The sequence below is a fragment of the Helicobacter pylori genome, from assembly GCF_014497725.1.
GTDB classification, from domain to species: Bacteria; Campylobacterota; Campylobacteria; order Campylobacterales; family Helicobacteraceae; genus Helicobacter; species Helicobacter pylori_DE.
Window position 1 is genome coordinate 218,061 of record NZ_JACTGF010000001.1, and the last position, 26,164, is coordinate 244,224.

Sequence of the window (26,164 nt, forward strand, 5' to 3'; positions counted from 1 at the left end):
ATTTAATGAGGATTTTTTTTGTTATTATGGGACTTGTGTTGTTTGGTTGCACCAGTAAGGTGCATGAGATGAAGAAAAGCCCTTGCACCTTGTATGAAAACAGGTTAAATCTCGCATGAGAGAAAAGCCTTTCAACAGCGAGCAGTTGATCTATTTAGAAGAGCTTTTAAGCCACCAAGAAAAGCATTTAGAAAACAAGCTTTCTGGTTTTTCGGTGAATGATTTGGACATGCAAAGCGTGTTTAGATTGGAGAGAAACCGCTTGAAAATCGCTTATAAACTCTTAGGCTTGATGAGTTTTATCGCTCTTGTTTTAGCGATCGTGTTAATCAGTCTTCTACCCTTACAAAAAACCGAACACCATTTCGTGGATTTTTTAAACCAGGACAAGCATTACGCCATTATCCAAAGAGCGGATAAAAGCATTTCCAGTAATGAAGCGTTGGCTCGTTCGCTCATTGGGGCGTATGTGTTAAACCGAGAGAGTATTAATCGCATTGACGATAAATCGCGCTATGAATTGGTGCGCTTGCAAAGCAGTTCTAAGGTGTGGCAACGCTTTGAAGATTTGATTAAAACCCAAAACAGCATCTATGCGCAAAGCCATTTGGAAAGAGAAGTTCATATCGTCAATATTGCGATCTATCAGCAAGACAATAACCCCATTGCGAGCGTTTCCATTGCGGCTAAACTAACGAACGAAAACAAGCTGGTGTATGAAAAGCGTTATAAAATCGTATTGAGCTATTTGTTTGACACTCCGGATTTTGATTACGCTTCCATGCCTAAAAACCCTACCGGCTTTAAAATCACTCGCTACAGCATCACTGAAATCGCGCCGACTAATAGGAATGATTGATGCGGAAATTTTTATACGCTCTCATGGGCTTTTTGTTGGCTTTTAGCGTTTTAAAAGCCGATGATTTTTTAGAAGAAGCGAACGAAACAGCCCCGGCGCATTTAAATCACCCCATGCAGGATTTAAACGCCATTCAAGGGAGCTTTTTTGATAAAAACCGCTCCAAAATGTCCAACACTTTGAACATTGATTACTTTCAGGGGCAAACCTATAAAATCCGCTTGCGTTATGCGATGGCGACCTTATTGTTTTTTTCAAAACCCATTAGCGATTTTGTTTTAGGGGATAAGGTGGGATTTGATGCGAAAATCTTAGAAAGTAACGATCGCATTTTGCTCATCAAACCCCTACAAATTGGCGTGGATTCTAATATCAGCGTGATTGATAATGAGGGTAAGATTTTTTCTTTCTATGTGTTTTCTACCACTTTCACCAGCTCCAAACACCCTAATTTACAGGTTTTCATAGAGGATAAAAATTATTATTCTAACGCTTTTATCAAGCCCCAAAAAGAAAATATGGCTGAAAATGCCCCTAAAGATGCCCCCACAAACAACAAACCCTTAAAAGAAGAAAAAGAAGAAACCAAAGAAAAAGAAGAAGAGACTATAACTATTGGCGATAACACCAATGCGATGAAAATCGTTAAAAAAGACATTCAAAAAGGTTATAGGGCTTTAAAAAGCTCTCAAAGGAAATGGTATTGTTTATGGGCTTGTTCTAAAAAATCCAAACTCTCTTTGATGCCTAAAGAAATTTTTAACGACAAGCAATTCACTTATTTCAAATTTGACAAAAAATTAGCGCTCTCTAAATTCCCGGTGATTTATAAAGTCGTTGATGGCTATGATAACCCGGTGAATACTAGGATTGTGGGCGATTACATTATCGCTGAAGACGTTTCGGCTAAATGGACTTTAAGGCTGGGTAAGGACTATTTGTGTATCCGTTTTGTCAAAAGGGCTAAAGATGAATAAGTGGCTTAAGGGGGCGTTGATTGTTGCAGGGGGTTTTGCAACGATTACAACCATTTCTTTAATCTATCATCAAAAGCCAAAAGCCCCCTTAAATAACCAACCTAGCCTTTTGAATGACGATGAGGTGAAATACCCCTTACAGGACTACACCTTCACTCAAAACCCACAGCCAACTAACACAGAAAGCTCCAAAGACGCTACCATCAAAGCCTTACAAGAACAGCTCAAAGCCGCTTTAAAAGCCCTAAACTCCAAAGAAATGAATTATTCTAAAGAAGAGACTTTTACTAGCCCTCCCATAGATCCAAAAACAACCCCCCCTAAAAAAGACTTTTCTCTAAAGCAATTAGATTTATTAGCCGCTCGCATCACCCCTTTCAAACAAAGCCCTAAAAATTACGAAGAGAACTTGATTTTCCCTGTGGATAACCCTAATGGCATTGATGGTTTCACTAACCTTAAAGAAAAAGACATTGCTACCAATGAAAACAAGCTTTTACGCACCATTACGGCTGACAAAATGATACCCGCCTTTTTGATCACGCCCATTTCTAGCCAGATCGCTGGTAAAGTGATTGCGCAAGTGGAGAGCGATATTTTCGCTCACATGGGCAAAGCTGTTTTAATCCCTAAAGGCTCTAAAGTCATAGGCTATTACAGCAACAATAACAAAATGGGCGAATACCGCTTGGATATTGTATGGAGTCGAATCATCACTCCCCATGGCATTAATATCATGCTCACTAACGCTAAAGGGGCGGATATTAAAGGCTATAACGGCTTAGTGGGGGAATTGATTGAAAGGAATTTCCAACGCTATGGCGTGCCGTTACTGCTTTCTACGCTCACTAACGGCTTGTTGATTGGGATCACTTCGGCTTTAAACAACAGAGGCAATAAAGAAGGAGCCACCAATTTCTTTGGGGATTACCTTTTATTGCAATTGATGAGGCAAAGCGGCATGGGGATCAATCAAGTGGTCAATCAAATTTTAAGAGACAAGAGCAAGATCGCTCCCATTGTGGTGATTAGAGAGGGGAGTAGGGTATTCATTTCGCCCAATACTGACATCTTCTTCCCTATACCCAGAGAGAATGAAGTCATCGCTGAGTTTTTGAAGTGACTTAAAAAATGCCCAATTAAAAACGCTATAATAACCCTAAAAAACAAAAGAGAGCCTAACAAGAAAACCCATGAAAATTAAAAATATCTTACTGAGTGGGGGGAGCGGCAAGCGCTTATGGCCTTTAAGCCGTAGCCTATACCCTAAGCAATTTTTAAAGCTTTTTGACCATAAAAGCTTGTTTGAATTGAGTTTTAAAAGAAACGCTTCCTTAGTAGATGAAACGCTCATTGTGTGCAATGAAAAGCATTATTTTTTAGCCCTAGAAGAAATAGAGAATGAAATTAAAAACAAAAGCGTGGGTTTTTTATTAGAGAGCTTGAGTAAAAACACCGCTAACGCCATTGCTTTGAGCGCTTTAATGAGCGAGAGGGAAGATTTACTCATCGTTACGCCAAGCGATCATTTGATTAAAGATTTTCAAGCGTATGAAAATGCGATAAAAAAAGCGATTAATTTAGCCCAAAAAGGCTTTTTAATCACTTTTGGGGTGAGTATTGACAAGCCCAACACGGAGTTTGGGTATATTGAAAGCCCTAATGGTTTAGATGTGAAGCGATTCATTGAAAAGCCAAGCCTAGAAAAAGCGATAGAGTTTCAAAAAAGCGGGGGGTTTTATTTCAATAGCGGCATGTTTGTTTTCCAAGCGGGCGTTTTTTTAGACGAACTAAAAAAGCATGCCCCTACTATTTTAAAGGGGTGCGAAAGAGCGTTTGAAATGTTAGAAAACACGCATTTTTTTGAACAAAAGATCACACGCTTGAGCGAAAAAAGCATGCAAGATTTAGAAGACGTGAGTATTGATATAGCCTTAATGCAGCAAAGCCACAAAATCAAAATGGTAGGATTAAACGCCAAGTGGAGCGATTTAGGGAATTTTAACGCTCTTTTTGAAGAAGCGGCTAACGAGCCTAAAGAAAATGTCAGCTTGAATCAAACGCCTGTTTTTGCCAAAGAGAGCGAGAATAATTTAGTGTTTTCTCATAAAGTGAGCGCTCTTTTAGGCGTTGAGGATTTAGCGGTCATTGACACTAAAGACGCTCTTTTAGTCGCTCATAAAGACAAGGCTAAGGATTTAAAAGCCCTAGTGAGCGAGATAGAAACACACAACCAGGAATTGTTGCAAACGCACACTAAAGTGTATCGCCCTTGGGGGAGTTATGAAGTCTTGCATGAGAGCGGTTGTTACAAGGTTAAGATTTTAGAAGTCAAACCTAACGCAAGGCTTTCTTTGCAAAAACATTTCCACAGGAGCGAACACTGGGTGGTGATTAGCGGGATGGCAAGCGTGGAGTTGGATCATAAAATGTTTGAATTGCAAGCTAATGAGTCCACTTATATCCCTAAAAACACCTTACACCGCCTGGCTAATTACGGCAAAATCCCTTTAATCATCATAGAAGTTCAAGTGGGCGAGTATGTCGGCGAAGACGATATTGTAAGAATTGATGACGATTTTAACAGGCAGAATCAAAACGCCTAATAAAGAAAATTTAATAAAGGAAAAATAATGAAAGAAAAAATCGCTTTGATCACTGGGGTTACCGGGCAAGACGGGAGCTATCTGGCTGAATACTTGCTCAATTTAGGTTATGAAGTGCATGGGTTAAAAAGGCGCTCTTCTAGCATCAACACTTCTAGGATCGATCATCTGTATGAAGATTTGCACAGCGATCATAAAAGGCGTTTTTTCTTACATTATGGGGATATGACCGATAGCTCTAACCTCATCCATTTAATCGCTACCACTAAGCCTACAGAGATTTATAATCTAGCCGCTCAAAGCCATGTGAAAGTCTCTTTTGAAACCCCCGAATACACCGCTAACGCTGATGGTATTGGCACGCTAAGGATTTTAGAAGCCATGCGGATTTTAGGATTAGAAAAGAAAACACGATTTTATCAAGCCAGCACGAGCGAATTGTATGGCGAAGTCTTAGAAACCCCACAAAATGAAAACACCCCCTTTAACCCACGAAGCCCCTATGCGGTCGCTAAAATGTATGCCTTTTACATCACCAAAAATTACAGAGAGGCCTATAATTTGTTTGCGGTTAATGGCATTCTTTTTAACCATGAGAGTAGGGTAAGGGGCGAAACTTTTGTAACCCGCAAAATCACACGAGCCGCTAGCGCGATAGCGTATAACTTAACGGATTGCTTGTATTTAGGGAATTTAGACGCTAAAAGAGATTGGGGGCATGCCAAAGACTATGTGAAAATGATGCATTTAATGCTCCAAGCGCCCACTCCACAAGATTATGTGATCGCCACAGGAAAGACCACAAGCGTGCGCGATTTTGTGAAAATGAGCTTTGAATTTATCGGTATTGATCTAGAATTTCAAAATACAGGGATTAAAGAAATCGGTTTGATTAAAAGCGTTGATGAAAAAAGAGCGAACGCTTTAAACTTAAACTTAAGCCATTTAAAAACAGGCCAAATCGTGGTGCGCATAGACGAGCGTTATTTCAGGCCTACTGAAGTGGATTTACTCTTAGGCGATCCCACTAAGGCAGAAAAAGAGCTAGGCTGGGTTAGGGAATACGATTTAAAAGAGTTGGTTAAGGACATGTTAGAATACGATTTAAAAGAATGCCAGAAAAACCTTTACTTGCAAGATGGGGGTTATATTTTAAGGAATTTTTATGAATGAGATTATTTTAATCACCGGTGCCTATGGCATGGTGGGGCAGAACACGGCGTTGTATTTTAAAAAAAATAAGCCTGATGTTACTCTACTCACCCCTAAAAAGAGCGAATTGTATTTACTGGATAAAGACAATATTCAAGCTTATTTGAAAGAATACAAGCCTACAGGCATCATCCATTGCGCCGGGAGAGTGGGGGGCATTGTCGCTAACATGAACGATCTTTCAACTTACATGGTTGAGAATTTATTAATGGGCTTGTACCTCTTTTCTAGCGCTCTAGATTTGGGCGTGAAAAAAGCCATTAATCTGGCGAGCTCTTGCGCTTATCCTAAATACGCCCCTAACCCTTTAAAAGAGAGCGATTTATTGAACGGCTCTTTAGAGCCAACGAATGAGGGCTACGCTTTAGCCAAACTTTCTGTGATGAAGTATTGCGAATACGTGAGCGCTGAAAAGGGCGTTTTTTATAAAACTCTAGTGCCTTGCAACCTTTATGGCGAGTTTGACAAGTTTGAAGAAAAGATAGCGCACATGATACCAGGGCTTATTGCTAGGATGCACACCGCTAAATTAAAAAATGAAAAAAATTTTGCGATGTGGGGCGATGGCACGGCCAGAAGAGAGTATCTAAACGCTAAAGATTTAGCGAGATTCATCGCTCTCGCTTATGAGAATATCGCTTCAATCCCTAGCGTGATGAATGTCGGCTCTGGCGTGGATTACAGCATTGAAGAGTATTACGAAAAAGTTGCTCAGGTTTTAGATTATAAGGGCGTGTTTGTGAAAGACTTATCCAAACCAGTGGGCATGCAGCAAAAGCTTATGGATATTTCCAAACAAAAGGCTTTAAAATGGGAATTAGAAATCCCTTTAGAGCAGGGCATCAAAGAAGCTTATGAGTATTATTTGAAGCTTTTAGAGGTTTGATCTAAAATCAAGGCTCTTATAGAGCTATAAAAACGCTCCGCTATTAAGCGTCAGGTTAGTAGTAGTTGCAATATTGTGATCGTTTTAGCTTCAAACAAACTTTGAGCCATTAAAAGGGGTTTGGTGTGCGGCTTCGCTCTCAATTTCAAGTGCTTTTTTATCATCAATATCAAGCCCGCTTTTTTTGTAACACCCACCATAAAACCCCCATAAAACCCTTTTGTTGTAAGTTTTCTCAAATAGAGTATAGTAGACTTAGACTTGGCTTAAGTAAAAATTTTTAGAGGGTAGAGAGGTTTTAAAAAGTGCTTTAGCTTTAACAAATCCTAGGCAACAATTCGCCCTCTGGCACCTCTAAAATCCTTTCAAAACCCCATGCGTTCTTTAAAACCACGCTAGGATAAGGGTTTTCAAACACTTTGCCAATCAAGCAAGCGTTTTTGGCTTTCTCATTACTTTTTAAAATTTCTAAGGCTTTAGGGGCGTCTTTTTGATTGAGCGCTAAAACAAACACCCCCTCATTGGCTAGCGTGTAGGGTTCTAGCCCTAAAATCTCGCAAATCCCTTTAGTTTCTTCTTTTAAAGGGATTTTTTCTTCTTCTATAACGATTTTCACTTTTGAACTATTTGCCCATTCGTTCAGCACACTCGCTAACCCGCCCCTAGTCGCATCTCTTAAAGCATGAATTTTGAGATCGCTTAAAAATAGGGGTTTTAATAAGGGATAGAGCAGTTGGCAATCGCTTTGCAAATTGGTTTTAAGTTTGATTTCATTACGCATCGCAAACAGGCTTGCCCCATGATTGGCGATAGTGTCGCTTATGATAATGGCTTGGCCTTGTTTTAAATGGCGCGAAGAAATCCCTGGCTTGATGATTTTACCAATACAGGTTGTATTGATAAAAAGCTTATCCACGCTCCCCTTTGGCACGACTTTAGTGTCTAGGGAGAGGAGTTTTAAGTTGGCTTTAAACAATTCTTTTTGTATGGATTGTAAAATTTGTTTTAAAAGAGGGATTTCTAAGCCTTCTTCTAAAATAAAACCCATATTCAAATACAAAGGTTCGCCCCCTTGCACGCTCACGTCATTCGCGCTCCCGCAAACGCAAAGCTTGCCTATATCGCCCCCATTAAAAATTAAGGGCGTGATGACAAAACTATCCGTGCTTACGCAATATTCCCCACTAGCCTTAAATTTAGGGGCGTCTTCATCAAACGCAACGATAAATTCTTTCAAATAGGGCATAAAGACTCGCTCAATTAAAGCGTTTGTTTCTTTCCCCCCATTCCCGCATGCTAGAGTTACGCTATCCATTTTTATCCTTTTTTGATGATTGTAGGGTTGAAATACGCCATTAAGGCCTGACCGACAGGGATACTGCTGTCATTAGGGGGGAAATGCTTGTGGAAAAAATACTCCCTCTTTAGCCCCCTCAATCGTTTGGCTAATTGTTCGCACAACAATTGGTTGCAAAACACGCCCCCACTGCACACCACCACATGCTCTTTAAAAGGCGCGATTAAAGCGGTAATGATTTCTACTAGGCTGTTAAAAAATTTCTTGGCGATGCGTTTGGGTTCTAAAACGCCCAAATCCTTTTCAAACGCTTGATAAAATGCTTTCAAACGCACCACGCTGTTTTTGATTTCAAAAGGGTAAAAAGCGATCTCATCGCTTTGTAAGGCCAGATTTTCTAAAACCTGTCCGCTCTCGGCTTCAAAGCTAATCGTTCCCACTAGATCCAAACTAAACGCTACTATATCAAACAAACGCCCTATGGAATTGGTAGCGACGCTTTGAATTTTTTTGTCATGCATTTGTTGGAAAATTTCTAATTCGTCTTCTTTAAAATGCTTTTGAATGCACTTTAAAAGCTTGTTGAGTTGGTGTTTTAAGGCGATTTCTAAAACCAAGCGTTTAGGCTCTTTGATCGCTTTTTGCCCTCCTAAAAGCCAAAATTCTTCAAACCTGGCCACCTCTTCAATGCGTTCCAAATCCCCCACAAAACACTCCGCCCCATAAATCTTATTTTCATAAGCCCCACTCCCGTCCCAAACAATACCTATAAAGGGGTGATTTAAATGCGGGTCTTGTAACAATGCGTCTAAAACGCTCGCTAAAAAGTGGGCATGGTGGTGCTGGACTTGCAACAAGGGCGTATTAAACTCAAAAGCCATTTTAGTGGTGGTGTAGTTTTGATGCTTGTCGCAAGCTAAGGGCGTGGGCTTGAAATCATAGGTTTTTAAGAAAAAATTCAAAGTTTCTTTAAAGTGTTTTTCATTTTCTAAAACGCTCAAATCCCCACAAAAAGGCGAGAGCAAAAGAACGGAAGTCTCGCTATCCAGTAAGCTAAAATGCCCTTTTTGCTCCGCTCCAAGCGCTAAAATCTTTTTTTGCGGATGGTTAGAGCGTTTGGGTAAAGTGAGGTAAAGGGGGGCAAACCCCCTAGCCAAACGCATGGGGCGAATCGCATTATCCACGCGCTGCACGATGCTATCATCAATCCTGTGAATGATGGCGCGATTGTGCGTGAGTTTAAAATCAAAAATGAAACTCAAGGCGTCAATCTCAGCTTCATCGCTCGCTAAAGGGAGGGAGCTGAAATTCGCGCTCGTGAATATGATAGGGGAATCCAATAAATCCAGCAATAAAGCATGCAAAGGGGTATAGGGCAAAATGACGCCATAAAAGGGGGAGTTTTTAGCGATATTGGGGGCTAATTTTACATTAGGTTTTTTACGCGCTAAAAGAATGGGGGCACTTATTGAACTCAAGCTTTCGCATTCTAATGCGTTCAAAAACGCATGCTGCTTGGCTGATTTTAAGTCTTTAAACATGAGCGCGAAAGGCTTTAGGGGGCGTTTTTTTAAAAGCCGTAATCTTTCTATGGTTTGAAAATTCCTCGCATCGCACAAGAGAGCAAAGCCTCCCAAACCTTTAAGAGCGATGATTTTACCCTTTTGAATGTCTTTAGCGCATTCTAAAAGAGCGTCATCATTTTTGAATCGCTTATAATTGAGCGCGATACCGCACTTTTTGCAGCTGATGCCTTGAATGTGGAATCGTTTGTTATGAGCGTCTTTATAAACGGATGCGCAAAATTTGCAGAGCTTGAAAGGTTTTAAGGCGGAGTTTTCTCTGTCATAGGGTAGGGCGTTTAAAAGGCTGTATCTTGCCCCGCACTTCGCGCAAGAATTGAAAGCGTAATGAAAATAGGGGGAGTTTTTATCTCTAATCTCGCGCAAGCAATCCTTGCACACGCCTAAATCTTTAGGGATTTGACTGAGCAAATTTAAGGGGTGGTTCTTGCTTTCTAAAATCCTAAAATCATTGAAATGAAGCGCCTTATCATAGGGGCTAATAACGATTTTTTCCACCAACGCTAAAGGGGGCAATCCTTTTTTTAGGGCGTTTAAAAAAGACTCTGTTTTGTGAGCGGGTAAGACGATTTCTAAAGCCGCTTGGGCGTTACGCGCAAAGCCTACAAGCCCTAACTTTTGAGCCAGGATATAAACAAAAGGGCGCATGCCCACGCCTTGAACCACGCCAAAAAGCGTGATTTGATTCAATAAAGTTGCATCGTTACACAATGCAAGCTCCCATGCTGTTTGATTAGAGTATTACAATCAACCCCTATCACTTCTAAGGGCGTGTGTTGTCTTAAGGTTTTTAAAATGAGCGCGTCATTAGGGTCGTTGTAAGTGGGGACAATCAGAGCGTTATTGCACAATAAAAAATTCACATAAGTTGCCGGCAAGCGTTGTTGGTTTTCATCATAAATGGCTTTAGGGATTTCTAGGGGGATGAGTTTATAAGGCGTGCCGTCTAGTTTTTTAAAGGTTTTTAATTCTTCTTGCATTTTTTTTAAGGCTGTGTAATGCTCATCGTTTTCATCTTCGCATGCGCTATAAACAATGGTGTCTTTATTTAAAAAACGAGCGAGCGTGTCGGTATGGCTATCCGTATCATCGCCTTTTAAATAGCCATAAGAATACCACAGCACTTGTTTAGCCCCTAATTCCTTTTTAAGCATGGTTTCTATTCCATTTTGATTCAAATGGGGGTTACGATTTTTTTCTAGCAGGCATTGGGTGTTGGTTAAAACGCTCCCGGCCCCATCGCTTTCTATGCTCCCGCCCTCTAAAATATAGGGCATCGTTTTTAAAGGGTGTTTTAAAAACCCTAAATGTTTGAGCTTGAAATTCACTAAATTGTCTAAATTGGACGGGTATTTTAACCCCCAGCCATTAAAACCAAAGTCCAAGCACTCTAAAACGCCATGATTTTCAACGCTGATCGCTCCAAAATCCCTAGCCCATGTGTCGTTGGTGTCAATCCTTGCGATCTCTACGCCGGGTAAGTCTTTAAGCGTTTCATAACCGATAGTGTCGTTAGTATGGACGCACACTAGCACTTTAGCGTGTTGGGCTATGGTTTGAATGATGTGTAAAAAGCTCTCCCTAGCTTCTTCAATACAATACGCCCAATCGCCAAACTCATGGGGGAACGCCATTAAAATCGCTTGGATTTTTTCAAACTCCGCTAACATTCTTTTCATTAAAAATATCCTTTTAAGCAACTATAACACAATCTCATTCAAATAGCGTTTTTAAAAGCTAGCTCAAACGCTTTTTAGCGATTTGAAAATATTCTTTTTCTGATTCTATACCGATAAAATTTCGTTTTAAATTTTTGCACGCTAAGCCGGTGGTGCCGCTTCCCATGAAAGGATCCAGCACGATGTCATTAGGGTTTGTGTGGATGGAAATGATTTTTTCCATTAAGGCTAGGCTTTTTTGCGTGGGGTGTTTCACTTTTTCAATCCCGCTCACCACAGGGCTTTTTAAAATCAAAGGCCGTAAGTATTTTTCATTTTTGGGTTTGTTAAACACCCACTTGGCTTTCTTTTTAACCGCCCACAGGGCAAATTCCGTGTCTTGGACATAGCGCCGGTGGATGTTTCTTGGCATGGGATTAGTTTTAACCCATTGGATAAAGTCTTTGACTATAAAGCCGTTTTCTTCTAAAAAATCAGCGATATAGCTTATAAACCTGTAAGAGCAAAAAATCACCATGCAGCCGTTTGGATTGACTAGGGGGGCGTAGCGTGCGATCCATTCTAAAAGCTTGAAATTTTTATCCCATTCCCCAAAATCTATGCCTTGCCTTTTAGCGCTCTTTAGGGTGGAAAAATTGTTTTTAACCGAAATGTTATAAGGAGGATCAGTGATGATCGCATCCACTTTTAAATTTTGCTGGTGAAAATCCTTGATGATTTCAAAAGCGTCAGCGTGATGGATTTGTATCATTTCTTGCGCTTTTTAAGATCGCTTTGCCTAAGGCTAGGGCTAGAAGAGGAGGCACGGCGTTACCGATTTGCTTGCAAACGCTCGTTTTATTGCCATAAAAGATATAATCATCGCTAAAACTCTGTATCCTGGCGGCTTCTCTGGGCGTGATAGAGCGGTGCAATTCGGGGTGGGAGTTGGTGCCATTACTGGGAGTGTCAAAGCGTGTGTCTATGGTGGGGCTGATTTTATTCCAATTCAGGCGCCCCCATGTGCTTTTGAATTGCTGTTTGCCATGCAAGTTTTTAGGCAAGCATTCTTTGCCTTGCTCTTTATTGATGAGTTTTAATTTCTCTAAAGCGGCTTGGGAGTGGTTGGTGGCTTGGTGGTTGTATAATTTAGGGCTGTTTTTTCGCATTAAAGCTTGATAGCTTGATTGGATAGGGTTTAAATAATCGCTCTCAAACGCCCCCTCATTAGAACAAAGATAGGCTAAATCGCTTATGGCATCTTGGACATTCTCAAACGTGCTTTGTCCTTCTTTTAAATCCTTAATCCATTCTTGCATATGCTTTGGATAAGTTCTAAAACTATGATAAAAATCTGCGCTATCATACTCGCCCCAAGCAAGTGGTTTTAACGAGCCTATCACTTCTTTTAAGGTTTTTTCTTGTTTGAAATCAGGAAAAAATTCTAACGCGCTTGTAAAATCTTTAAACTCTTTACAAACCCCTATCACTAAAGTTCTTGTTCGGCTTGAATTAGCTCCAAAATTTTTAAAATTGATTACCTCATCATAGAGCCTATAATCACCACTCAAATTTTGCTCTATCATAGATCCTATTTCTAATAAATTATCATTTTTGTCTATACAACCTGTTTTATAAAAACTAGGGACATTTTCTAAAATAGAAAATCGGGGCTTGATTTGTTTGATCAAATCAACGCTCTCAACCACCAAAGAATTCCGTTTGATTTCATCGTTTTTCTTTTTATGATTGGCTACGCTCATGCCTTGACAAGGTGGGGTTGCTACCACTAAATCAACCCTATCATTACCAAAATTTTTAGAATAAAATTCAATTCGTTTTAAAATTTTTTCTTTTATCTCTAGCTCTTTAATGTCCCCACAAATATACCCTTCATCAAATTTGCATTTATTGTTGATTCTTTGGATATTCAAGCGTTTTTCTAAAATTTCATTGGTAGCAACGCATTCAAACCCCTCTTCTAAAAGCCCATAGCACCCCACTCCTGCCCCAGAAAATAAAGAAATATAGGTTAAGGTTTGATTAAAGAGCATAGGGGGATTAAGGATTAAACCAAGCTCATTTGAAGCGTCTTAATGCCTCAAGCTCTCAATTTCTTTAAGCATGGTTTCAAAAGCCTCTTTAGTGCCTGCTCGCACGCTAGAAAACAAACTAAACACAACAATGGCTATGCTCGCCACAATAAAGCCCGGAACGATTTCATAAATATCCAAAAAGCTTTTGCCAAATTTATCGTATAAAATCACCGTGCTAGCCCCAGAGAGCATGCCAGCAATCGCGCCGATGCGCGTCATTCTTGACCAAAAAAGCGAGAACAAAATCACCGAGCCAAAACTCGCGCCAAAGCCAGCCCATGCGTAACTCACGATGCTAAGGATGCTAGCGTTTCTATCCGTTGAAATGAAAAAAGCGATGCAAGCCACCCCTAAAACCGAAAGTCTAGAAATAACCATCACTAGTTTTTGGGGGGCGTTTTTGTTGAAAATCGTCGCATAGAAATCTTCAGCAATGGTAGAAGAGCTTACAAGCAGTTGCGAACTGGCCGTGCTCATCACCGCCGCTAAAATCGCGCTCAATAAAATGCCTGTGATCCAAGGGTTAAAGAGCAATTGACTCATCACAATGAAAATCTTTTCAGGGTCTTCTAAGCTCAAATCAAATTTATGCACATACGCAACGCCTAAAAGCCCCATAACGCACGCCCCAATCAAAGAAATAACCATCCAAGAAATCCCAATAGTGGTCGCTTTAGGCACATCTCTAATGGAGCGGATAGACATGAAGCGCACTAAAATATGGGGTTGCCCAAAATAGCCTAACCCCCAAGCGAGACTTGAAATAATGGCGACTACGCTAGAGCCTTGCAAGAAAGAAAGGTTTTCAGGCTTGATTTCTCTAATGATTTTAATCCCCTCTCCAATCCCTCCAAGATGGATTATCATAACGATCGGCACCACGATTAAAGCGCTCATCATCAAAAGCCCTTGAATCAAATCCGTCCAGCACACCGCCTTATACCCTCCTAAAAAGGTGTAAGAAACAATGATCAGCGTGCCAATGCTTAAAGCGTAGTTGTATTGGATGCCAAAGGTCGCTTCAAAGAGTTTAGCCCCACTCACTAGCCCTGAAGAAATGTAAAAAATAAAAAAGATTAAAATCACAAAAGCTGAAATCAAGCGCAAGATGTGTTTGTCATCGCTAAAGCGCGTTTCAAAATAATCTGAAATGGTGATGGAATTAGCGATCACGCTCGTATAAATGCGCAAGCGTTTGGCCACAAAAACCCAGTTAATCAATGCACCCAAACTTAAGCCTATGGCGATGTGCGAGTTGATTAAGCCTCCCACATATAAAGCTCCCGGTAATCCCATTAAAAGCCACCCGCTCATATCACTCGCCCCAGCACTCAAAGCGCTAATCACAGGGCCCATAGAACGATCGCCTAAGAAATAATCTTCAGTCGTTTCATTTTGCTTGTAAAAATAAAAACCAATATAGAGCATTAACAGCGAATAAACGATAAACATCGTAACAATAGGGGTGCTTAAAACAACATGTCCCATTTTGATCTCCTTATTTAATACAATATTTATTTTTTAGCACAGCATGATTTGTGGCAAGTGGGTTGTCTTAAAACCCTTGAGCCTAAATTCCCGTAACGATGATAAGAAATACTAACCGATCGCTCCAAGTGGTAATACAGCAATTCAAAACGCCCATTCAAGCAGGGTTTAGTCGTGGCTAAAACCATCCCTAAAGCGCTCGCTTGCTTGTGCAATAAATCCAAATCGCTTTTTAAATAACGGACACGATTGAAAGCGTTCAATTTTTCGCTAAATTTTTGCAAGCTTTCATAAACGATAGGGGCGTTTGCTCGGAGCGTTTTTAAGCATTCTAAAAAAAAGGTTAAATCCTTGTTCGTTCGTTCGTTTTCTATGCTGAGCGTTAAAGGGATTTGAGAAACTAAACACGCTAAAGCCACGCCCAACATGTCGCTTAAGGTGTCCTTTTCGGTGATGCGATAGCCCACGCTTTTAACTTTAGTGTAGGAAAAGAGGTTGTCTTCGCCTCTGATTTTGACATAGTCTTTAGTCTGGCTGAATTCATGCTTGTAATGATAAGCGTAGCTCTTTGCCATAAAAATCGCGCGCTTCAGCTCATGCGTGTGTTCGTCATAGCCTTTTTGAGTCAAGCCCTCTAAGGCTTCGCTTAAGGGGTTTTTTAAGGCGTTTTCATCTTCTTCTTCTTGATGGATATTCACAAATTGCGTGATATAGTTAAAAATGCCTACTTTCCTCCCAAACCCCACAGCGGATTTTTTAATCCCCCCAAAAGGTTGGCGCAAAACGATCGCTCCTGTGGTGGGTTTGTTGATATAGATATTACCGGCTTCAATGCGATTCAAATAATATTCCCACTCCCTTTCATCTAAAGACTCTAACGCGCTAGTCAGCCCGTAACCGGTAGAATTGACTATCTCTATCGCTTCGTCTAAATCTTGCGCTTCCATCACGGATAAAATGGGCGTAAAAAGCTCAGTTTGGTGCGTGAAATCGCCTTTTTTAGTGCCGTATTTGATGCTTGGTTTCATCAAATAGGGGTTATCATCAACAAAGCTTGCCGGGATTTCGTAATTTTCATAGCTTTTCAATTCATCTATGGCTTTGATGACCTTTTCATTAGGCTTGTCCGCTAGAGCGCCGATTTTGTTTTTGAAATCAAAAGGATCGCCCACGCTAAGGCTTAGAGTCGCGTCTATCAAAGTTTTTTTGAAATTCTCATCTTCATAGACTTCTTTTTCCAACACTAAAAGCGAAGTGGCAGAACATTTTTGCCCCGAATTGCTAAAAGCTGAATGGATAACATTCTTAATCGCCTGATCCCTGTCTGCCATTTTGCTCACAATGGTGGCGTTTTTACCGCCTGTTTCAGCGCTCAAGGCTAAAGTGGGGTTAGCTTTTAACATTTTATAAGCGGTGTCTTCGCCCCCTGTTAAAACGGCAAATTGGATGCTTTCATCTTTTAAAAGGTGTTCGCTAATATCGCTCCCTTTAGAGGGCAAGTAAATGAGCGCATCTCTAGGCACGCCCGCATCCCAAAAACACTCACAAAGCTTATAACCCGTTACGCTAGACAAACTTGAGGGCTTGTAAATCACCCGATTGCCAGCGGCTAGAGGGGCAGCGATAGTGCCTACAGAAATGCCCACAGGGAAATTCCATGGGGCGATGACCACGCCCACGCCTTTGGGGGCGAATTGCGTTTTTGTGTTTTGCTCTTGTAACACCCTTAAGCTGTAAGGGTAAAACTCTAAAAAATCAATGGCTTCGCTCACTTCAGCGTCCGTTTCAGCGAAAGTCTTACCCACTTCTAAAGCCGAAATCCCTACTAAATCGCCTCTCCTTTCTCTAAAAATCTGGGCGGTTTGACTCATTAGGGCATGGATTTCTGTGAAGCTTTTCTGACTGAAATGACTCTTATCGCTTTTAGCCACTTCTAGGGCTTTTAAAATCGCTTCTTTATCCGCTAAATGCACGCTGGCGATTTTTTTATGATGGATTTTATCAAAGACTTCTAAAGGGGTTAGATTAGGATCTTCAAATCTCCCATCCATTTCTGGGTAAAGCTCTAAAATAGGGGTGTTATGCATTTTCTCGCGCACTTTTTTAGCCCATTCTCGGTTGGCTTTTAAGATAAAATCGGTATCGCTTTCGTTTTTAAAGGAGTGGTTTGGGTAGGTGGTATGCCCGCTTTGTTTGGCGTTTCTATTTTGGATCCTGTGGGTGGCGTTGTCTAAAGTGGCGATTCCTTTAAGGCTGTTTAAAAAGCGTTGTTCTTGGTCTTTCCATTCGCTCGTGCCTACTTTGAGGTTGAAGAAAGCTTTCATGAAATTATCGCTTGAGGTGTTTTCATCTAGCCTCCTCACCAAGTAAGCGATCGCATTATTGAAATGCGCTTCATCGCACACCGGCGCATAAAGAATGAGTTTGTGCATCTCTTTTAGTTCCTGGCTCGCTTGCAAGCTCATGCCCTCTAGCATTTCAAAGCTGAAATGCTCCAACACAACAGGGTCATTAAGGGCATGGATGCGCGTATAAACGTAAGCGATTTCAAAAATATTGTGGCTCGCTGCACCAATATGAATGTATTTATAATTATCGCCCTCTAAAACAAAATCCAGCATTTTATTGTAATTAGAATCGGTGTCTTGTTTGTTGGAAAATGTGGGTAACGCCCAGTCTTTCACGGAAGCGATAGTCTCTTCGCTCTCCATGTTCGCCCCCTTAACAAAGCGGATTTTAATGGGCTTTAACCCTTTTAAAACCCTTTCTTTAGAAAAAGCGTGCAGTTTTTTCAAATATTCATAAGAATCAGGGATATAAGCTTGCAACACAATACCGGCGTTCAAATCAAATTTAGCGATGGATTCCATAAAAGACTCCACCGTGAGCTCTAAATCCCTAAATTCCTCCATATCCAAGTTGATGAATTTAGGCATGCCTTGCTTTTTTTCTTCTTCTAAAGCTAAAGCGTAAAGAGCGTCTAAGCGTTTGACAATCTCTTTTTTAGAGTATTCAAAATCAAGGATATTGATTTGAGAAAAAATCGTCGTGATTTTAATGGAAATGTATTGGATGTAGTTGGATTTTAGGGCTTTGGAGTATTTTTCAAAACGCGCATTAGCTTCTTCTTCGCCTAAAACCTCTTCGCCAATAAAATTCACGTTCAAAATGATTTTTTCGTTTTTTCTTTTTAAAATCCGCTCTTTCAATTGGCTTTCTTCTTGATCCAAGACCATCGCTTTCGTGTCGCTTCTGATTTTATTGACAAAGAAAGGCACGCTCATATCAGGGAGCATTTTCCCAAAGCTTAAAAACCCCATTAAAAGCAATTTTTCAAACGGAGAAAAAATCTCACGGCTTTTGTATTTGTCTAAAACATGCTCAATCATTTCAAAGCGGGCTTTATTATCCAAGCATCTAAAACTCCGATCCATAAGCTCTATGAGCATGACTTTGTTTTCAGGGTTGTTTAAAAGCTTTTGCATTTTAGAGTGGAACGCTTTTTCCTGCTCGCTCAAATGGTTACTGATACTATCTTGCAGTTTTTTAGCTAATTCTAGTGAATCGTCAATGATTTTTTGCATGAGCTTACCTTTTATTTAAGAATTTGGCTTGATTGTAGCATGTTTTAAGCGGGTTTTTTAAGCGGTCATTTTTAATAATGCTTTTTAATTTGTGATTATTTTCATACTAAATGAATTTAATTATTAAAATTGATTTTTTTTAAAAGTGGTAATTATTTACCGCTTAAGACAAAAATCAGGGGAATTTTTTATCGTTTAAAAAGTTCATTTACTTTTCGTTTAAAAATTAATTTTATCATTCTCGCCGTGTAATTTAAAAGCTTCAAACCAATGAAACGATTTTGAATTAAACGGATTGACAAAAATTTTACAAAACAAAGGATATAAAATGAAAACAATTAAAAATGGTATTATGATCGGCACACTCGGTGCATTGTTATTGAGCGGTTGCTCTAGCTTTGATGCTCAGCGTTTCGCTTGTCTCCCTAAAGACCATTCTTCAAAAGACGCTTCCACCAAAAAAGAAGCACAATACATGCCTAAGGGCTTTTTTGACCCTTATTCTTCTAACTTAAACCATTGGGATTCTACATTCTAGGGGTTTTTAGAGGGGGCGAAAAAAGGGGGGGAAAATAAAGCTCATTTTAAGTTTTCTCAAATTACAATAACAACCTTTTTAACACTGATATAATATAAAAAAGGAGATATTCTTATGAGTGGCACTCATATTGTAGAAAATACGAATAATGAGAAAATAGAAAAACCAAATATTTCAAATCCCACTGCTTCCACCCCCCCCCCCCCAATAATGAAGAGCTTTTAAAACTTGTTGGAGATCTTGCAGATCGCCTTAAAAAATTAGAAGATCTTAAATTAGAAGACTTTGAACCCCTTAGAAAACCCTCTCATTTTATAGGCAATTTGTTTGGAAAATCCTCTAACGATTCCCAAGAAAACCCAAAAGACGCTCAAAAATCCACCAATTTCCAAGAGAAACACACCAAGCCGACTGAAACCACCGAGCTAGTTGATAAAAATCAAAAGCTAACCGCAGAAAAAGACAATCTAAACAATCAGCTTAATGCATCACAAAAGCAAGTGAAAGCGTTACAAGACTCTCAGCAAGTTTTAGAAAATGTAAAAGCCGATCTGACTAACGAAAACACCAAGTTAAAAAATGAAAAAACAGAGCTGACTAGCAAAAACGCCGAGCTGACTGAAAAAAATCAGAGGCTAACCACAGAAAAAGATAATCTAACTAAAGAAAAAACAGATCTGACTAACAAAAACGCCGAATTACAAAAGCAAGTGAAAGAGTTAGAACAATCTCAGCAAGCTTTAAAAAATGAAAAAGCCGAGTTATCAAAAGATAAAGATAATCTAACTAAAGCAAACGCCGAACTGAAAACAGAAAAAGACAATCTAACTAAAGATAAAACAGAACTGACTGAAAAAAATAAAGCACTAACCACAGAAAAAACAGAATTAAATAACAAGATTACTGGGTTAGTCACAGAAAAAGAAAGGTTAGTCGCAGACAAAGAAAGGCTAACTAAAGAAAGAGATGATCTAACTAAAGACAAAGAAAACCTAACCGCAACGCTATCAACAGCAAAAACCCAAGCCGAACAAACGAGCCAAAAACTAAACGAACTAGAGCAAAGACACGCTCCATACCAAAAATTAGAAAAACTCTATGAAGTCTTTTTGGAAGTCAAAGATCGCTTGAATTTTAATTTTGTAGCAACAACTCACAGCGCAATGGATTTGATCGCATCTGTTCTTAGCGATAGCAAATACTATTTAGAAAGCCTTTATAACAAAGCGCACCAAGAATTAAGCGATAAGAGGAGCGATAAAGGCGAGAAATTAGCTGAATTGTTTGATTTGCTTTTTGAATACATTAAGGATAGTAAATTTGAACGCTTGAAAGAGCCAAGCGCTTATGACCATACATGCAAAACGCTATACCCAGAGCAAAACTCTTCTGGAAAGATGCAAAGAGTGGTCTTAAGAGGCTATAAACACAATGATAAAGTGTATCACACTATCGTGGATATGGGATCATAAAATGGGAACGCTCATTGAAAAATGGTTTGGCTTCTCTCAAATAAGAGAAGAATTAGAAGCTCGCATCAGTGAGTTAGAAAATGAAAAAGCTGAATTGTTAAGAGAAAAAGACATTCTGGCTAAAGAAAACACGCGCTTATTAGCAGCAAGAGATCGGCTGACTGAAGAAAAAAGAGGATTGACAACAGAAAAAGAAAGGCTAAAAAGAGAAAACACCGAGCTAGCTCATAAAAACGCCGCATTGACTGAAAAAACCGCCGATTTGAAAACCGAAAACGACAAGCTCAACCACCAAGTTATCGCGCTCGCTAAAGAGCAGGGCAGCCTCAAACAAGAGCGAGCGAAATTGCAAGATGAGCATGGGTTTTTAGAAAAATCATGCACCAATTTAGAAAAAGAAAACCAACGCCTAACCGACAAGCTCAAACAATTAGAAAGCGCTCAAAAAAATTTAGAAAACACTAACAACCAATTACGGTAGTCTTTAGAGAACTCTAACAATCAATTAGCGCAAGCTGAAGAAAAAATAGCCACAGAAAAAAGCGAGCTGGAGCGAGAAATCGCGCGCTTGAAGAGTTTAGAGGGTATGGAAGCCAAAAGCGAGTTGGACTTACACAACAGGCGTTTAGTGAGTGCAAACCAGGATTTAAAACGCCAAAACCGAAAATTAGAAGAAGAGAACATGGTTCTCAAAGAGAGGGTTGATGGCTTGAACGAGCAACTCTCAAAACCACAAAAACCACAATAAAGGAAATATCATGGTAAAAGAAAAAAGTTTAGAACTGCCTCTTGGCCACCCCTTAGTAGAGAAATTGTGCGATCGGTCTTTAAAGGATGGAGTCAAATTCAATGAAAAAATTGAGCTGAATTTCAAAAAAGAAGTGCTAGAAGAAGACAAAATCAAATTCAAGCAAGCGCTGCGGGTGCTTCATGCGATCGTCAATAATAGCGCTTCTTTAAGGTATCTTTCTGATGACAATCAAAAATTCTTAGAGAGTTTAGCGCAAGCTGAAAAGATCACTAATGAGCAAATAGAAAAAACCTTAGAGATCGTTTCTATTAGCGATGTGGATGTGGATTTTGAAGCATTTAAAGATTTGATGCTCAATGTGGATAACACAGCGGTAGGCCTTAAGAGCTATAGCCAAAGCCAATTGCTTGATTTGGACGGAGGGCATTGGGATTTAGAGACGCCTAGCGTGCCTAAAGAAAGGGTAACCTTTAGGTTTGATAATTTACCTAAAGACAAAGACAATAAAGAAATGAACTTCTATGCACGCTCAAGTTTGAAGGATTTAAACAAGGGCGTTGTCGCTATTGATTTTGGGACTAAAAGCACGACCGCAAGCTATATGGATAAGACGGGAACATACCGCTTGCTCTCTATTGGCGGGCTAGTAGATGACGCAAGCCCAACCAAGTTTGAAAACCCTACGATCATGGAGTTTAGACACAGAAAAAAATTTATTACAGAATACGACGCGCTGGATCACCGCCCTTTCACAGAAAAGGATGATATAGAAGTGGCACATGAAGCCCAAAAGAACGCTAAAGGCGTTAAAGGGAATGATTTGTATCGGTTTTTTTCTCAATTGAAGCAATGGGCTGGAGCGGATGAAAAACAGAATTTTAGGGATTTAGAAAAGGATTTTTCTTTAGAAAGCTTCACTAACTGCACGGATTTTAACCCCATAGAAATCTATGCTTACTATATTGGCCGCTGCATCAATAACATGGAAAATGGCGTGTTTTTGAAATACTTTTTATCCTACCCCATCAAGTATGAAAAGCATCAGGCTGAAAAAATCAGAGAGAGTTTTGAAAGAGGCTTGAAAAAATCCTTACCCCGGCATGTTTTTGACGATGAAAAAACGGCTAAAATGTTCAAAGTGGAATTGAGAGCGAGCGAGCCTTGCGCGTATGCTATTAGCGCTTTAAAAAGCTACGGGTTTTTTAAATCAGAGAAGTTAGACAAGCCGGTTTATTACGGGGTGTTTGATTTTGGGGGCGGGACGACGGATTTTGACTTTGGCAAATGGGAAAAAAGTGCTAGCCTCAAATTCGCCTACAAAATGACGCATTTTAGCAGTGGAGGGGATAAATATTTAGGCGGTGAAAATTTATTGGAATTGTTGGCTTTTGAAGCGTATGCCAAAAATTTCCAAGAGCTGAAAGCAAAAGACGTTGTCATCGCCAAACCCAGCTATGACAGGATTGATACGCAACGCTTTGGATCGTTTATGCAAAACTCCAGGGAAGCGCACTTGAATTTGCAAACGATCGCTTCTAAATTACGCCCTTTTTTAGAAAATTTAGACGCTGATATTATAGAAGCGATAGAAGAAAATGAAGAGTTTAACATAGAGGGTTTTGAAAAGGATTTTAAAGCCATGCTGTTGGATAGGAATGGGGTAGAAGCAGAATGCGATCTTAAAGTTGATTGCAAAGAGCTTTTAAACCTCTTAAAAGACAAGATCAATGAAGGCGTTGCCAACTTCTTTGCCGGATTTTCTAAAGTGATGGCTGAAAACATTGATGATCAGTGTCGGGCGTTTCATATTTTCTTAGGCGGGAATGCGAGCAAATCGGTGCTGGTCAAACAAGCGTTTGAAAACGCCAAAGAAAAGCAGCTCAAAGATTACAAGCAAAAGACTTCTAAAGATGATTTCACATTCATTCTTTATGAGCCGCTAGGCACAGAAAAATCAGACAAACAGATTTTAGAGCTTACAGGAGAAGACATTTCTAACACGCCCGCTTATTTGAAGCCCACTTGCAAAACCGGGGTGGCTTTTGGGCTTTTAGAAAGCAGGGACAAGGCTAAAGGGATTGAAATGCCCTCTATAGATTCCAACCCTGTGTTTAAATACGATTTAGGCATTGAGATAGAGGGGAAATTCCACGCTAAAATCCATAGGGATTCTTTAAAGCCTAATGAATACCAGATTTTCCAAACTAAAGAGGAATGGGGAGGCTTTGATGAGTTAGAGATACGCTACAGCGACAAATCCCTAGCCAATACCAACACTCTAAACATTCAAGACACGCAAATGATTTTCATAGCGCTAGAAGAGGTTGAAGAAGTGGACGTGAAGGTGTGTTGCGTGGATTCCCAAAGCATTAAAGTGGGGCTGTTTAAAGACGACCAATTAATCTATGAAAGCGAGGCAGAAAAATTATGATGACTAAGAACGCTTACGCGTTTGTCGTGATTGAAAAAAGCATTATGGTGTTTAAATGCGCCAAAGACAAGGGGCTAATCCCTATCACGGAAGGCTTTGCGCCGTTAAAAGAGGGCTTTTTGAAAAGTTTTAAAGAGCGTTGCAATGTGGAATTTTTAGAAAATTTAGACCTTTTGTTTTTGTATGATTACCAGTTTTCAAGCGAGGTTTTTTCCTTGTGTAAGGATTTGAAAAATTCCATTTGGGACAGGAAGCTTGTGGTAGCGTTAGTGGAAGCTTTGGAGGGTTTTAAGGGCTTGAATTTGTCTCTTAAAATAGAAGACAAGCGTTCTAACAGCTTGGGTAATGGCGTTCAAAAATTGCTCACCAACGCTGATTTAGGGAGCAATCACAAAGCAATCGTGATAGACAGCATGAAAACATACCACCAAAGCCAGCAAGAAAAATACAAAAGAGAAAGAGGCGAAACGCTAGAGATTCGCCCCACAACACCCCCTAGCTATGGGGGTGGGAGCATTAGAATCAGCGGCGATAAAAAGCCTGATTCTAATGAATAAAATTTTTAAAAGAAAGGACAACCGATGAGCAAAGTGCAAATGGATACCGAAGAGGTCAGAGAATTTGTAGGGCATTTAGAACGCTTTAAAGAGCTACTAAGAGAGAAAGTGAACAGCTTGAGCAACCATTTCCATAATTTAGAATCATGGCAAGACCCTAGAAGAGACAAATTTAGCGAGGTGCTAGACAACTTGAGAAGCACTTTCAACGAGTTTGATGACGCCGCGCAAGAGCAAATCGCATGGCTTAAAGAGAGGATTAGGGTTTTAGAGCAAGATTATTAAGGGGTGGTTTATGGCTGAATGGAAAACGGACACAGAAGAAGTCAAAAAGGTTGTTGATAAATGCAGGGAATTTAAAAGATCCTTGCAAGAAGAAAAATGCAGTCCATTTATCAAAGACCTTGATAGTTACGCACTAAAAATCCTAGTAGAACGCAACAAAATTGAAATGCGATTGCAAAAAAAGCCATAGAAGAATTAAACAAAGCCAAAAAGGAGCGAAAGGGCTTTTGGGGATCTGTTTTAGATTTTTGTGGAGGTGTTTGTGATGCAGTCTCGACTATTTTCCCTCCTGTTAAATTAGGCGCTGAACTTTGTGAAAAGGGCTTAAACCTTATGGAAGACAATATAGAAAAATGGGAACACAATGTAAGGTTATTAGAACGAATGCTTGAAATCTACTCCACTCAAGCCAAAGCGAGCGTGGATCTTGTGGAGGGGGCTTGGGAGGGCGTTAAAAAGAGGTTGCACTTTTATACCGATAAGCACCAGGAATTTATCAGGCGTTTGAAACAAGCGAGCGATGCGATAGATAACGAATACAACTTTCCAACCCCAGGCGTTTTAATGGAATACGATTTTGAACGGCCTACTATCTCTTATACCCCTAAAAAAAGCGTTTTTAATGAACGATTGAAAGATTTGAGGGAAGATTTTAGCGCTTCTTTATACGCTGATTTGAAAAACAGATTTAACGCTTCTTCTAAAACAGATCGCACTAAAGCCTCTAAAGAGCGAGAGTTGGAAAATTTAGAGAATTGGATGGGCGCATCTTCTTATGATGAAAACCCTAACGATGAACTGGATTGCATGGCAAGCTCTAAAGAGCGGGAATTTGAAAAGAGTTTAGAGGATTTGATGCCAAGCGTTTTAAGCGTGCCTTCTTATAACGAAAGCTTGACTCTGGCCAAAAAGAATCGCGTTAAAAATTGTAAGAAAGCTTTACAGGATTTTGCAGAAAAAATCAAAGAATCCCCCAACGATTCAAACGCTATCAATGAAGCCTTTGATAGCTTGGAAACAGAGTTAGAACGTGCTACAGAAAATTTGAGTCAAAAAATCGATCCCGTTTTAGAACGCAATGAATATTATGCGCAAAAAGCGTTGGAGTATAGAGAGTTTTTAGAAGGCCGTAAAGAGGGCTTTATTGTAGATGAAAAAAACCCCTATCCGGAAGAAGTCAGCTTTAATGAGTGGCGTTTGGCGGAATTTGATAGCGTTTTTAGCGCCATTGTGCCTTTAGAAGATTTAAATAAAACCGCATGCGCTCATCATGCCCTAAAGGCTTTACAAGCCGCGCTTAAAGACAACGATTTGGACTTTGATGCGGCAGAGTTGGAACAGATCGCAAAAGGATTCATCCCTAGGGGGTATTTGTGGCATTTTGACGCGAATGTTTTAGGGAATGTGGCGTTGGTGGGAGAAGAGTTATCATTAGGCGTGAAACACACGAAAGGATACTTACTATGGAAACAATTCTTGCAAACACAGAATTGAATTGGGAATTTGTAGAGCCGCTCAATGAAAATGCGTTGAGCGATCTAGAAGAGCGGTTGAAAATAGGCTTTAGCGATGAATTTAAGGACTTTATCAACCGATCAAACTATGGTTTTAGCCAATGGCGTTATTTCATGGTGGGCAATGAATCCTACACGTTCAAGCATGTTTTGAACTTCAATTTAGAGAGCTTGTTCATTGATTTCATGCAAAGCTTGAAAGAATGGTTAGAGCCTGAAGAAATCGTCTTCGCTAATGACGGGTATGGGGGGTATTATCTTTGGAATACGACTACTGATGTGGTGCTGTTTTTAGACACTGATGATGGTTCAAAACATGCGCTATTAAATCTTAATATGTTTTTAAAAAAACTGGAATCAAGGGGTTAAA

Annotated in this window: 21 protein-coding genes and 2 pseudogenes; 15 read left to right on the forward strand and 8 right to left on the reverse strand. The window is 39.9% G+C overall.

Annotated features, from left to right (window positions below):
- Nucleotides 1-5: 5 nt before the first annotated feature.
- The 7 genes from H7N69_RS01055 to H7N69_RS01085 all read left to right on the forward strand — a co-directional run bounded on the left by H7N69_RS01055 (nt 6) and on the right by H7N69_RS01085 (nt 6,540).
- The gene (locus H7N69_RS01055) at nt 6-119 is read left to right on the forward strand and encodes a hypothetical protein (RefSeq protein WP_001217877.1); all 114 of its coding nucleotides are present in this window, start codon (nt 6-8) and stop codon (nt 117-119) included.
- A complete protein-coding gene (locus H7N69_RS01060) occupies nt 116-859 on the forward strand; it encodes a VirB8 family type IV secretion system protein (protein WP_053575645.1) in 744 nt (247 codons plus the stop codon). The genes H7N69_RS01055 and H7N69_RS01060 overlap by 4 nt, the downstream gene beginning before the upstream one ends.
- Nucleotides 859-1,836: a TrbG/VirB9 family P-type conjugative transfer protein gene (locus H7N69_RS01065; protein WP_187884460.1), complete on the forward strand. Its 978-nt coding sequence runs from the start codon at nt 859-861 to the stop codon at nt 1,834-1,836. The genes H7N69_RS01060 and H7N69_RS01065 overlap by 1 nt, the downstream gene beginning before the upstream one ends.
- Nucleotides 1,829-2,959 (forward strand): DNA type IV secretion system protein ComB10, encoded by a 1,131-nt coding sequence (locus H7N69_RS01070; protein WP_187884462.1) that lies wholly within the window; start codon nt 1,829-1,831, stop codon nt 2,957-2,959. Before H7N69_RS01065 ends, H7N69_RS01070 begins: the two co-directional genes overlap by 8 nt.
- A gap of 70 nt (nt 2,960-3,029) precedes the next feature.
- Nucleotides 3,030-4,442 (forward strand): mannose-1-phosphate guanylyltransferase/mannose-6-phosphate isomerase, encoded by a 1,413-nt coding sequence (locus tag H7N69_RS01075; RefSeq protein ID WP_187884464.1) that lies wholly within the window; start codon nt 3,030-3,032, stop codon nt 4,440-4,442.
- A gap of 27 nt (nt 4,443-4,469) precedes the next feature.
- Nucleotides 4,470-5,615: a GDP-mannose 4,6-dehydratase gene (gene gmd / locus H7N69_RS01080; RefSeq protein WP_165533511.1), complete on the forward strand. Its 1,146-nt coding sequence runs from the start codon at nt 4,470-4,472 to the stop codon at nt 5,613-5,615.
- Complete coding sequence (locus tag H7N69_RS01085) at nt 5,608-6,540, forward strand: GDP-L-fucose synthase family protein (RefSeq protein WP_187884466.1); 933 nt, start codon at nt 5,608-5,610, stop codon at nt 6,538-6,540. Before gmd ends, H7N69_RS01085 begins: the two co-directional genes overlap by 8 nt.
- A gap of 50 nt (nt 6,541-6,590) precedes the next feature.
- On the opposite strand, the gene H7N69_RS07830 is transcribed toward H7N69_RS01085, so the two are convergent.
- From H7N69_RS07830 to H7N69_RS01120, 8 genes are all read right to left on the reverse strand, one after another.
- Nucleotides 6,591-6,737 (reverse strand): hypothetical protein, encoded by a 147-nt coding sequence (locus H7N69_RS07830; RefSeq protein ID WP_232260170.1) that lies wholly within the window; start codon nt 6,735-6,737, stop codon nt 6,591-6,593.
- Nucleotides 6,738-6,856: 119 nt separating this feature from the next.
- A complete protein-coding gene (gene hypE, locus H7N69_RS01090; RefSeq protein WP_187884468.1) occupies nt 6,857-7,855 on the reverse strand; it encodes a hydrogenase expression/formation protein HypE in 999 nt (332 codons plus the stop codon).
- Nucleotides 7,856-7,857: 2 nt separating this feature from the next.
- A complete protein-coding gene (gene hypF / locus H7N69_RS01095; RefSeq protein WP_187884635.1) occupies nt 7,858-10,110 on the reverse strand; it encodes a carbamoyltransferase HypF in 2,253 nt (750 codons plus the stop codon).
- Nucleotides 10,107-11,099: an agmatine deiminase family protein gene (locus H7N69_RS01100; protein WP_187884470.1), complete on the reverse strand. Its 993-nt coding sequence runs from the start codon at nt 11,097-11,099 to the stop codon at nt 10,107-10,109. Before H7N69_RS01100 ends, hypF begins: the two co-directional genes overlap by 4 nt.
- Nucleotides 11,100-11,157: 58 nt before the next feature.
- Nucleotides 11,158-11,850: a DNA-methyltransferase gene (locus H7N69_RS01105; RefSeq protein ID WP_079362099.1), complete on the reverse strand. Its 693-nt coding sequence runs from the start codon at nt 11,848-11,850 to the stop codon at nt 11,158-11,160.
- The gene (locus H7N69_RS01110; RefSeq protein ID WP_187884472.1) at nt 11,828-13,132 is read right to left on the reverse strand and encodes a DNA cytosine methyltransferase; all 1,305 of its coding nucleotides are present in this window, start codon (nt 13,130-13,132) and stop codon (nt 11,828-11,830) included. The genes H7N69_RS01105 and H7N69_RS01110 overlap by 23 nt, the downstream gene beginning before the upstream one ends.
- Nucleotides 13,133-13,171: 39 nt before the next feature.
- On the reverse strand, nt 13,172-14,662 hold the full coding sequence (gene putP, locus H7N69_RS01115; RefSeq protein ID WP_078249656.1) for a sodium/proline symporter PutP: 1,491 nt from the start codon (nt 14,660-14,662) through the stop codon (nt 13,172-13,174).
- A 26-nt stretch (nt 14,663-14,688) separates the two neighbouring features.
- The gene (locus H7N69_RS01120) at nt 14,689-18,246 is read right to left on the reverse strand and encodes a bifunctional proline dehydrogenase/L-glutamate gamma-semialdehyde dehydrogenase (RefSeq protein ID WP_187884474.1); all 3,558 of its coding nucleotides are present in this window, start codon (nt 18,244-18,246) and stop codon (nt 14,689-14,691) included.
- Between the two features lie 328 nt (nt 18,247-18,574).
- Here H7N69_RS01120 and H7N69_RS01125 point away from each other — a divergent pair, with 328 nt between their 5' ends.
- The 8 genes and pseudogenes from H7N69_RS01125 (at nt 18,575) to H7N69_RS01165 (ending at nt 26,163) form a co-directional block, all read left to right on the forward strand.
- Nucleotides 18,575-18,784, forward strand: a complete 210-nt coding sequence (locus tag H7N69_RS01125) for a hypothetical protein (RefSeq protein ID WP_000848998.1) — start codon at nt 18,575-18,577, stop codon at nt 18,782-18,784.
- Nucleotides 18,785-19,107: 323 nt separating this feature from the next.
- Nucleotides 19,108-20,256, forward strand: coding sequence for a coiled-coil domain-containing protein (locus tag H7N69_RS01130; RefSeq protein ID WP_232260153.1), 1,149 nt, complete (start codon nt 19,108-19,110; stop codon nt 20,254-20,256).
- 1 nt (nt 20,257) lies between these two features.
- Nucleotides 20,258-21,004: pseudogene (locus H7N69_RS07835) on the forward strand (hypothetical protein).
- 10 nt (nt 21,005-21,014) lie between these two features.
- Entirely contained in the window at nt 21,015-23,438 is a 2,424-nt protein-coding gene (locus H7N69_RS01145) for a hypothetical protein (protein ID WP_187884480.1), read from the forward strand.
- On the forward strand, nt 23,435-23,995 hold the full coding sequence (locus H7N69_RS01150; protein ID WP_165533499.1) for a hypothetical protein: 561 nt from the start codon (nt 23,435-23,437) through the stop codon (nt 23,993-23,995). The genes H7N69_RS01145 and H7N69_RS01150 overlap by 4 nt, the downstream gene beginning before the upstream one ends.
- A 24-nt stretch (nt 23,996-24,019) precedes the next feature.
- On the forward strand, nt 24,020-24,280 hold the full coding sequence (locus H7N69_RS01155) for a type VII secretion protein (protein ID WP_187884482.1): 261 nt from the start codon (nt 24,020-24,022) through the stop codon (nt 24,278-24,280).
- A 10-nt stretch (nt 24,281-24,290) separates the two neighbouring features.
- Nucleotides 24,291-25,774, forward strand: a pseudogene (locus tag H7N69_RS01160) (HNH endonuclease).
- Nucleotides 25,744-26,163 (forward strand): SMI1/KNR4 family protein, encoded by a 420-nt coding sequence (locus tag H7N69_RS01165; protein WP_187884484.1) that lies wholly within the window; start codon nt 25,744-25,746, stop codon nt 26,161-26,163. Before H7N69_RS01160 ends, H7N69_RS01165 begins: the two are co-directional and overlap by 31 nt.
- The last annotated feature ends 1 nt before the right edge of the window (nt 26,164 follow it).

Excerpts from the sequence above, each read along its gene's own strand:
- H7N69_RS01145 (WP_187884480.1), top strand. The coding sequence starts at position 21,015 with ATGGTAAAAGAAAAAAGTTTAGAACTGCCTCTTGGCCACCCCTTAGTA.
- H7N69_RS01155 (WP_187884482.1), top strand. The coding sequence starts at position 24,020 with ATGAGCAAAGTGCAAATGGATACCGAAGAGGTCAGAGAATTTGTAGGG.
- H7N69_RS01070 (WP_187884462.1), top strand. The coding sequence starts at position 1,829 with ATGAATAAGTGGCTTAAGGGGGCGTTGATTGTTGCAGGGGGTTTTGCA.
- H7N69_RS01085 (WP_187884466.1), top strand. The coding sequence starts at position 5,608 with ATGAATGAGATTATTTTAATCACCGGTGCCTATGGCATGGTGGGGCAG.
- H7N69_RS01150 (WP_165533499.1), top strand. The coding sequence starts at position 23,435 with ATGATGACTAAGAACGCTTACGCGTTTGTCGTGATTGAAAAAAGCATT.
- H7N69_RS01105 (WP_079362099.1), bottom strand. The coding sequence starts at position 11,850 with ATGATACAAATCCATCACGCTGACGCTTTTGAAATCATCAAGGATTTT.
- H7N69_RS01065 (WP_187884460.1), top strand. The coding sequence starts at position 859 with ATGCGGAAATTTTTATACGCTCTCATGGGCTTTTTGTTGGCTTTTAGC.
- hypE (WP_187884468.1), bottom strand. The coding sequence starts at position 7,855 with ATGGATAGCGTAACTCTAGCATGCGGGAATGGGGGGAAAGAAACAAAC.
- gmd (WP_165533511.1), top strand. The coding sequence starts at position 4,470 with ATGAAAGAAAAAATCGCTTTGATCACTGGGGTTACCGGGCAAGACGGG.
- H7N69_RS01055 (WP_001217877.1), top strand. The coding sequence starts at position 6 with ATGAGGATTTTTTTTGTTATTATGGGACTTGTGTTGTTTGGTTGCACC.
- putP (WP_078249656.1), bottom strand. The coding sequence starts at position 14,662 with ATGGGACATGTTGTTTTAAGCACCCCTATTGTTACGATGTTTATCGTT.
- H7N69_RS01110 (WP_187884472.1), bottom strand. The coding sequence starts at position 13,132 with ATGCTCTTTAATCAAACCTTAACCTATATTTCTTTATTTTCTGGGGCA.
- H7N69_RS01100 (WP_187884470.1), bottom strand. The coding sequence starts at position 11,099 with ATGAAAAGAATGTTAGCGGAGTTTGAAAAAATCCAAGCGATTTTAATG.
- H7N69_RS01120 (WP_187884474.1), bottom strand. The coding sequence starts at position 18,246 with ATGCAAAAAATCATTGACGATTCACTAGAATTAGCTAAAAAACTGCAA.
- H7N69_RS01125 (WP_000848998.1), top strand. The coding sequence starts at position 18,575 with ATGAAAACAATTAAAAATGGTATTATGATCGGCACACTCGGTGCATTG.
- H7N69_RS01075 (WP_187884464.1), top strand. The coding sequence starts at position 3,030 with ATGAAAATTAAAAATATCTTACTGAGTGGGGGGAGCGGCAAGCGCTTA.
- H7N69_RS01060 (WP_053575645.1), top strand. The coding sequence starts at position 116 with ATGAGAGAAAAGCCTTTCAACAGCGAGCAGTTGATCTATTTAGAAGAG.
- H7N69_RS01165 (WP_187884484.1), top strand. The coding sequence starts at position 25,744 with ATGGAAACAATTCTTGCAAACACAGAATTGAATTGGGAATTTGTAGAG.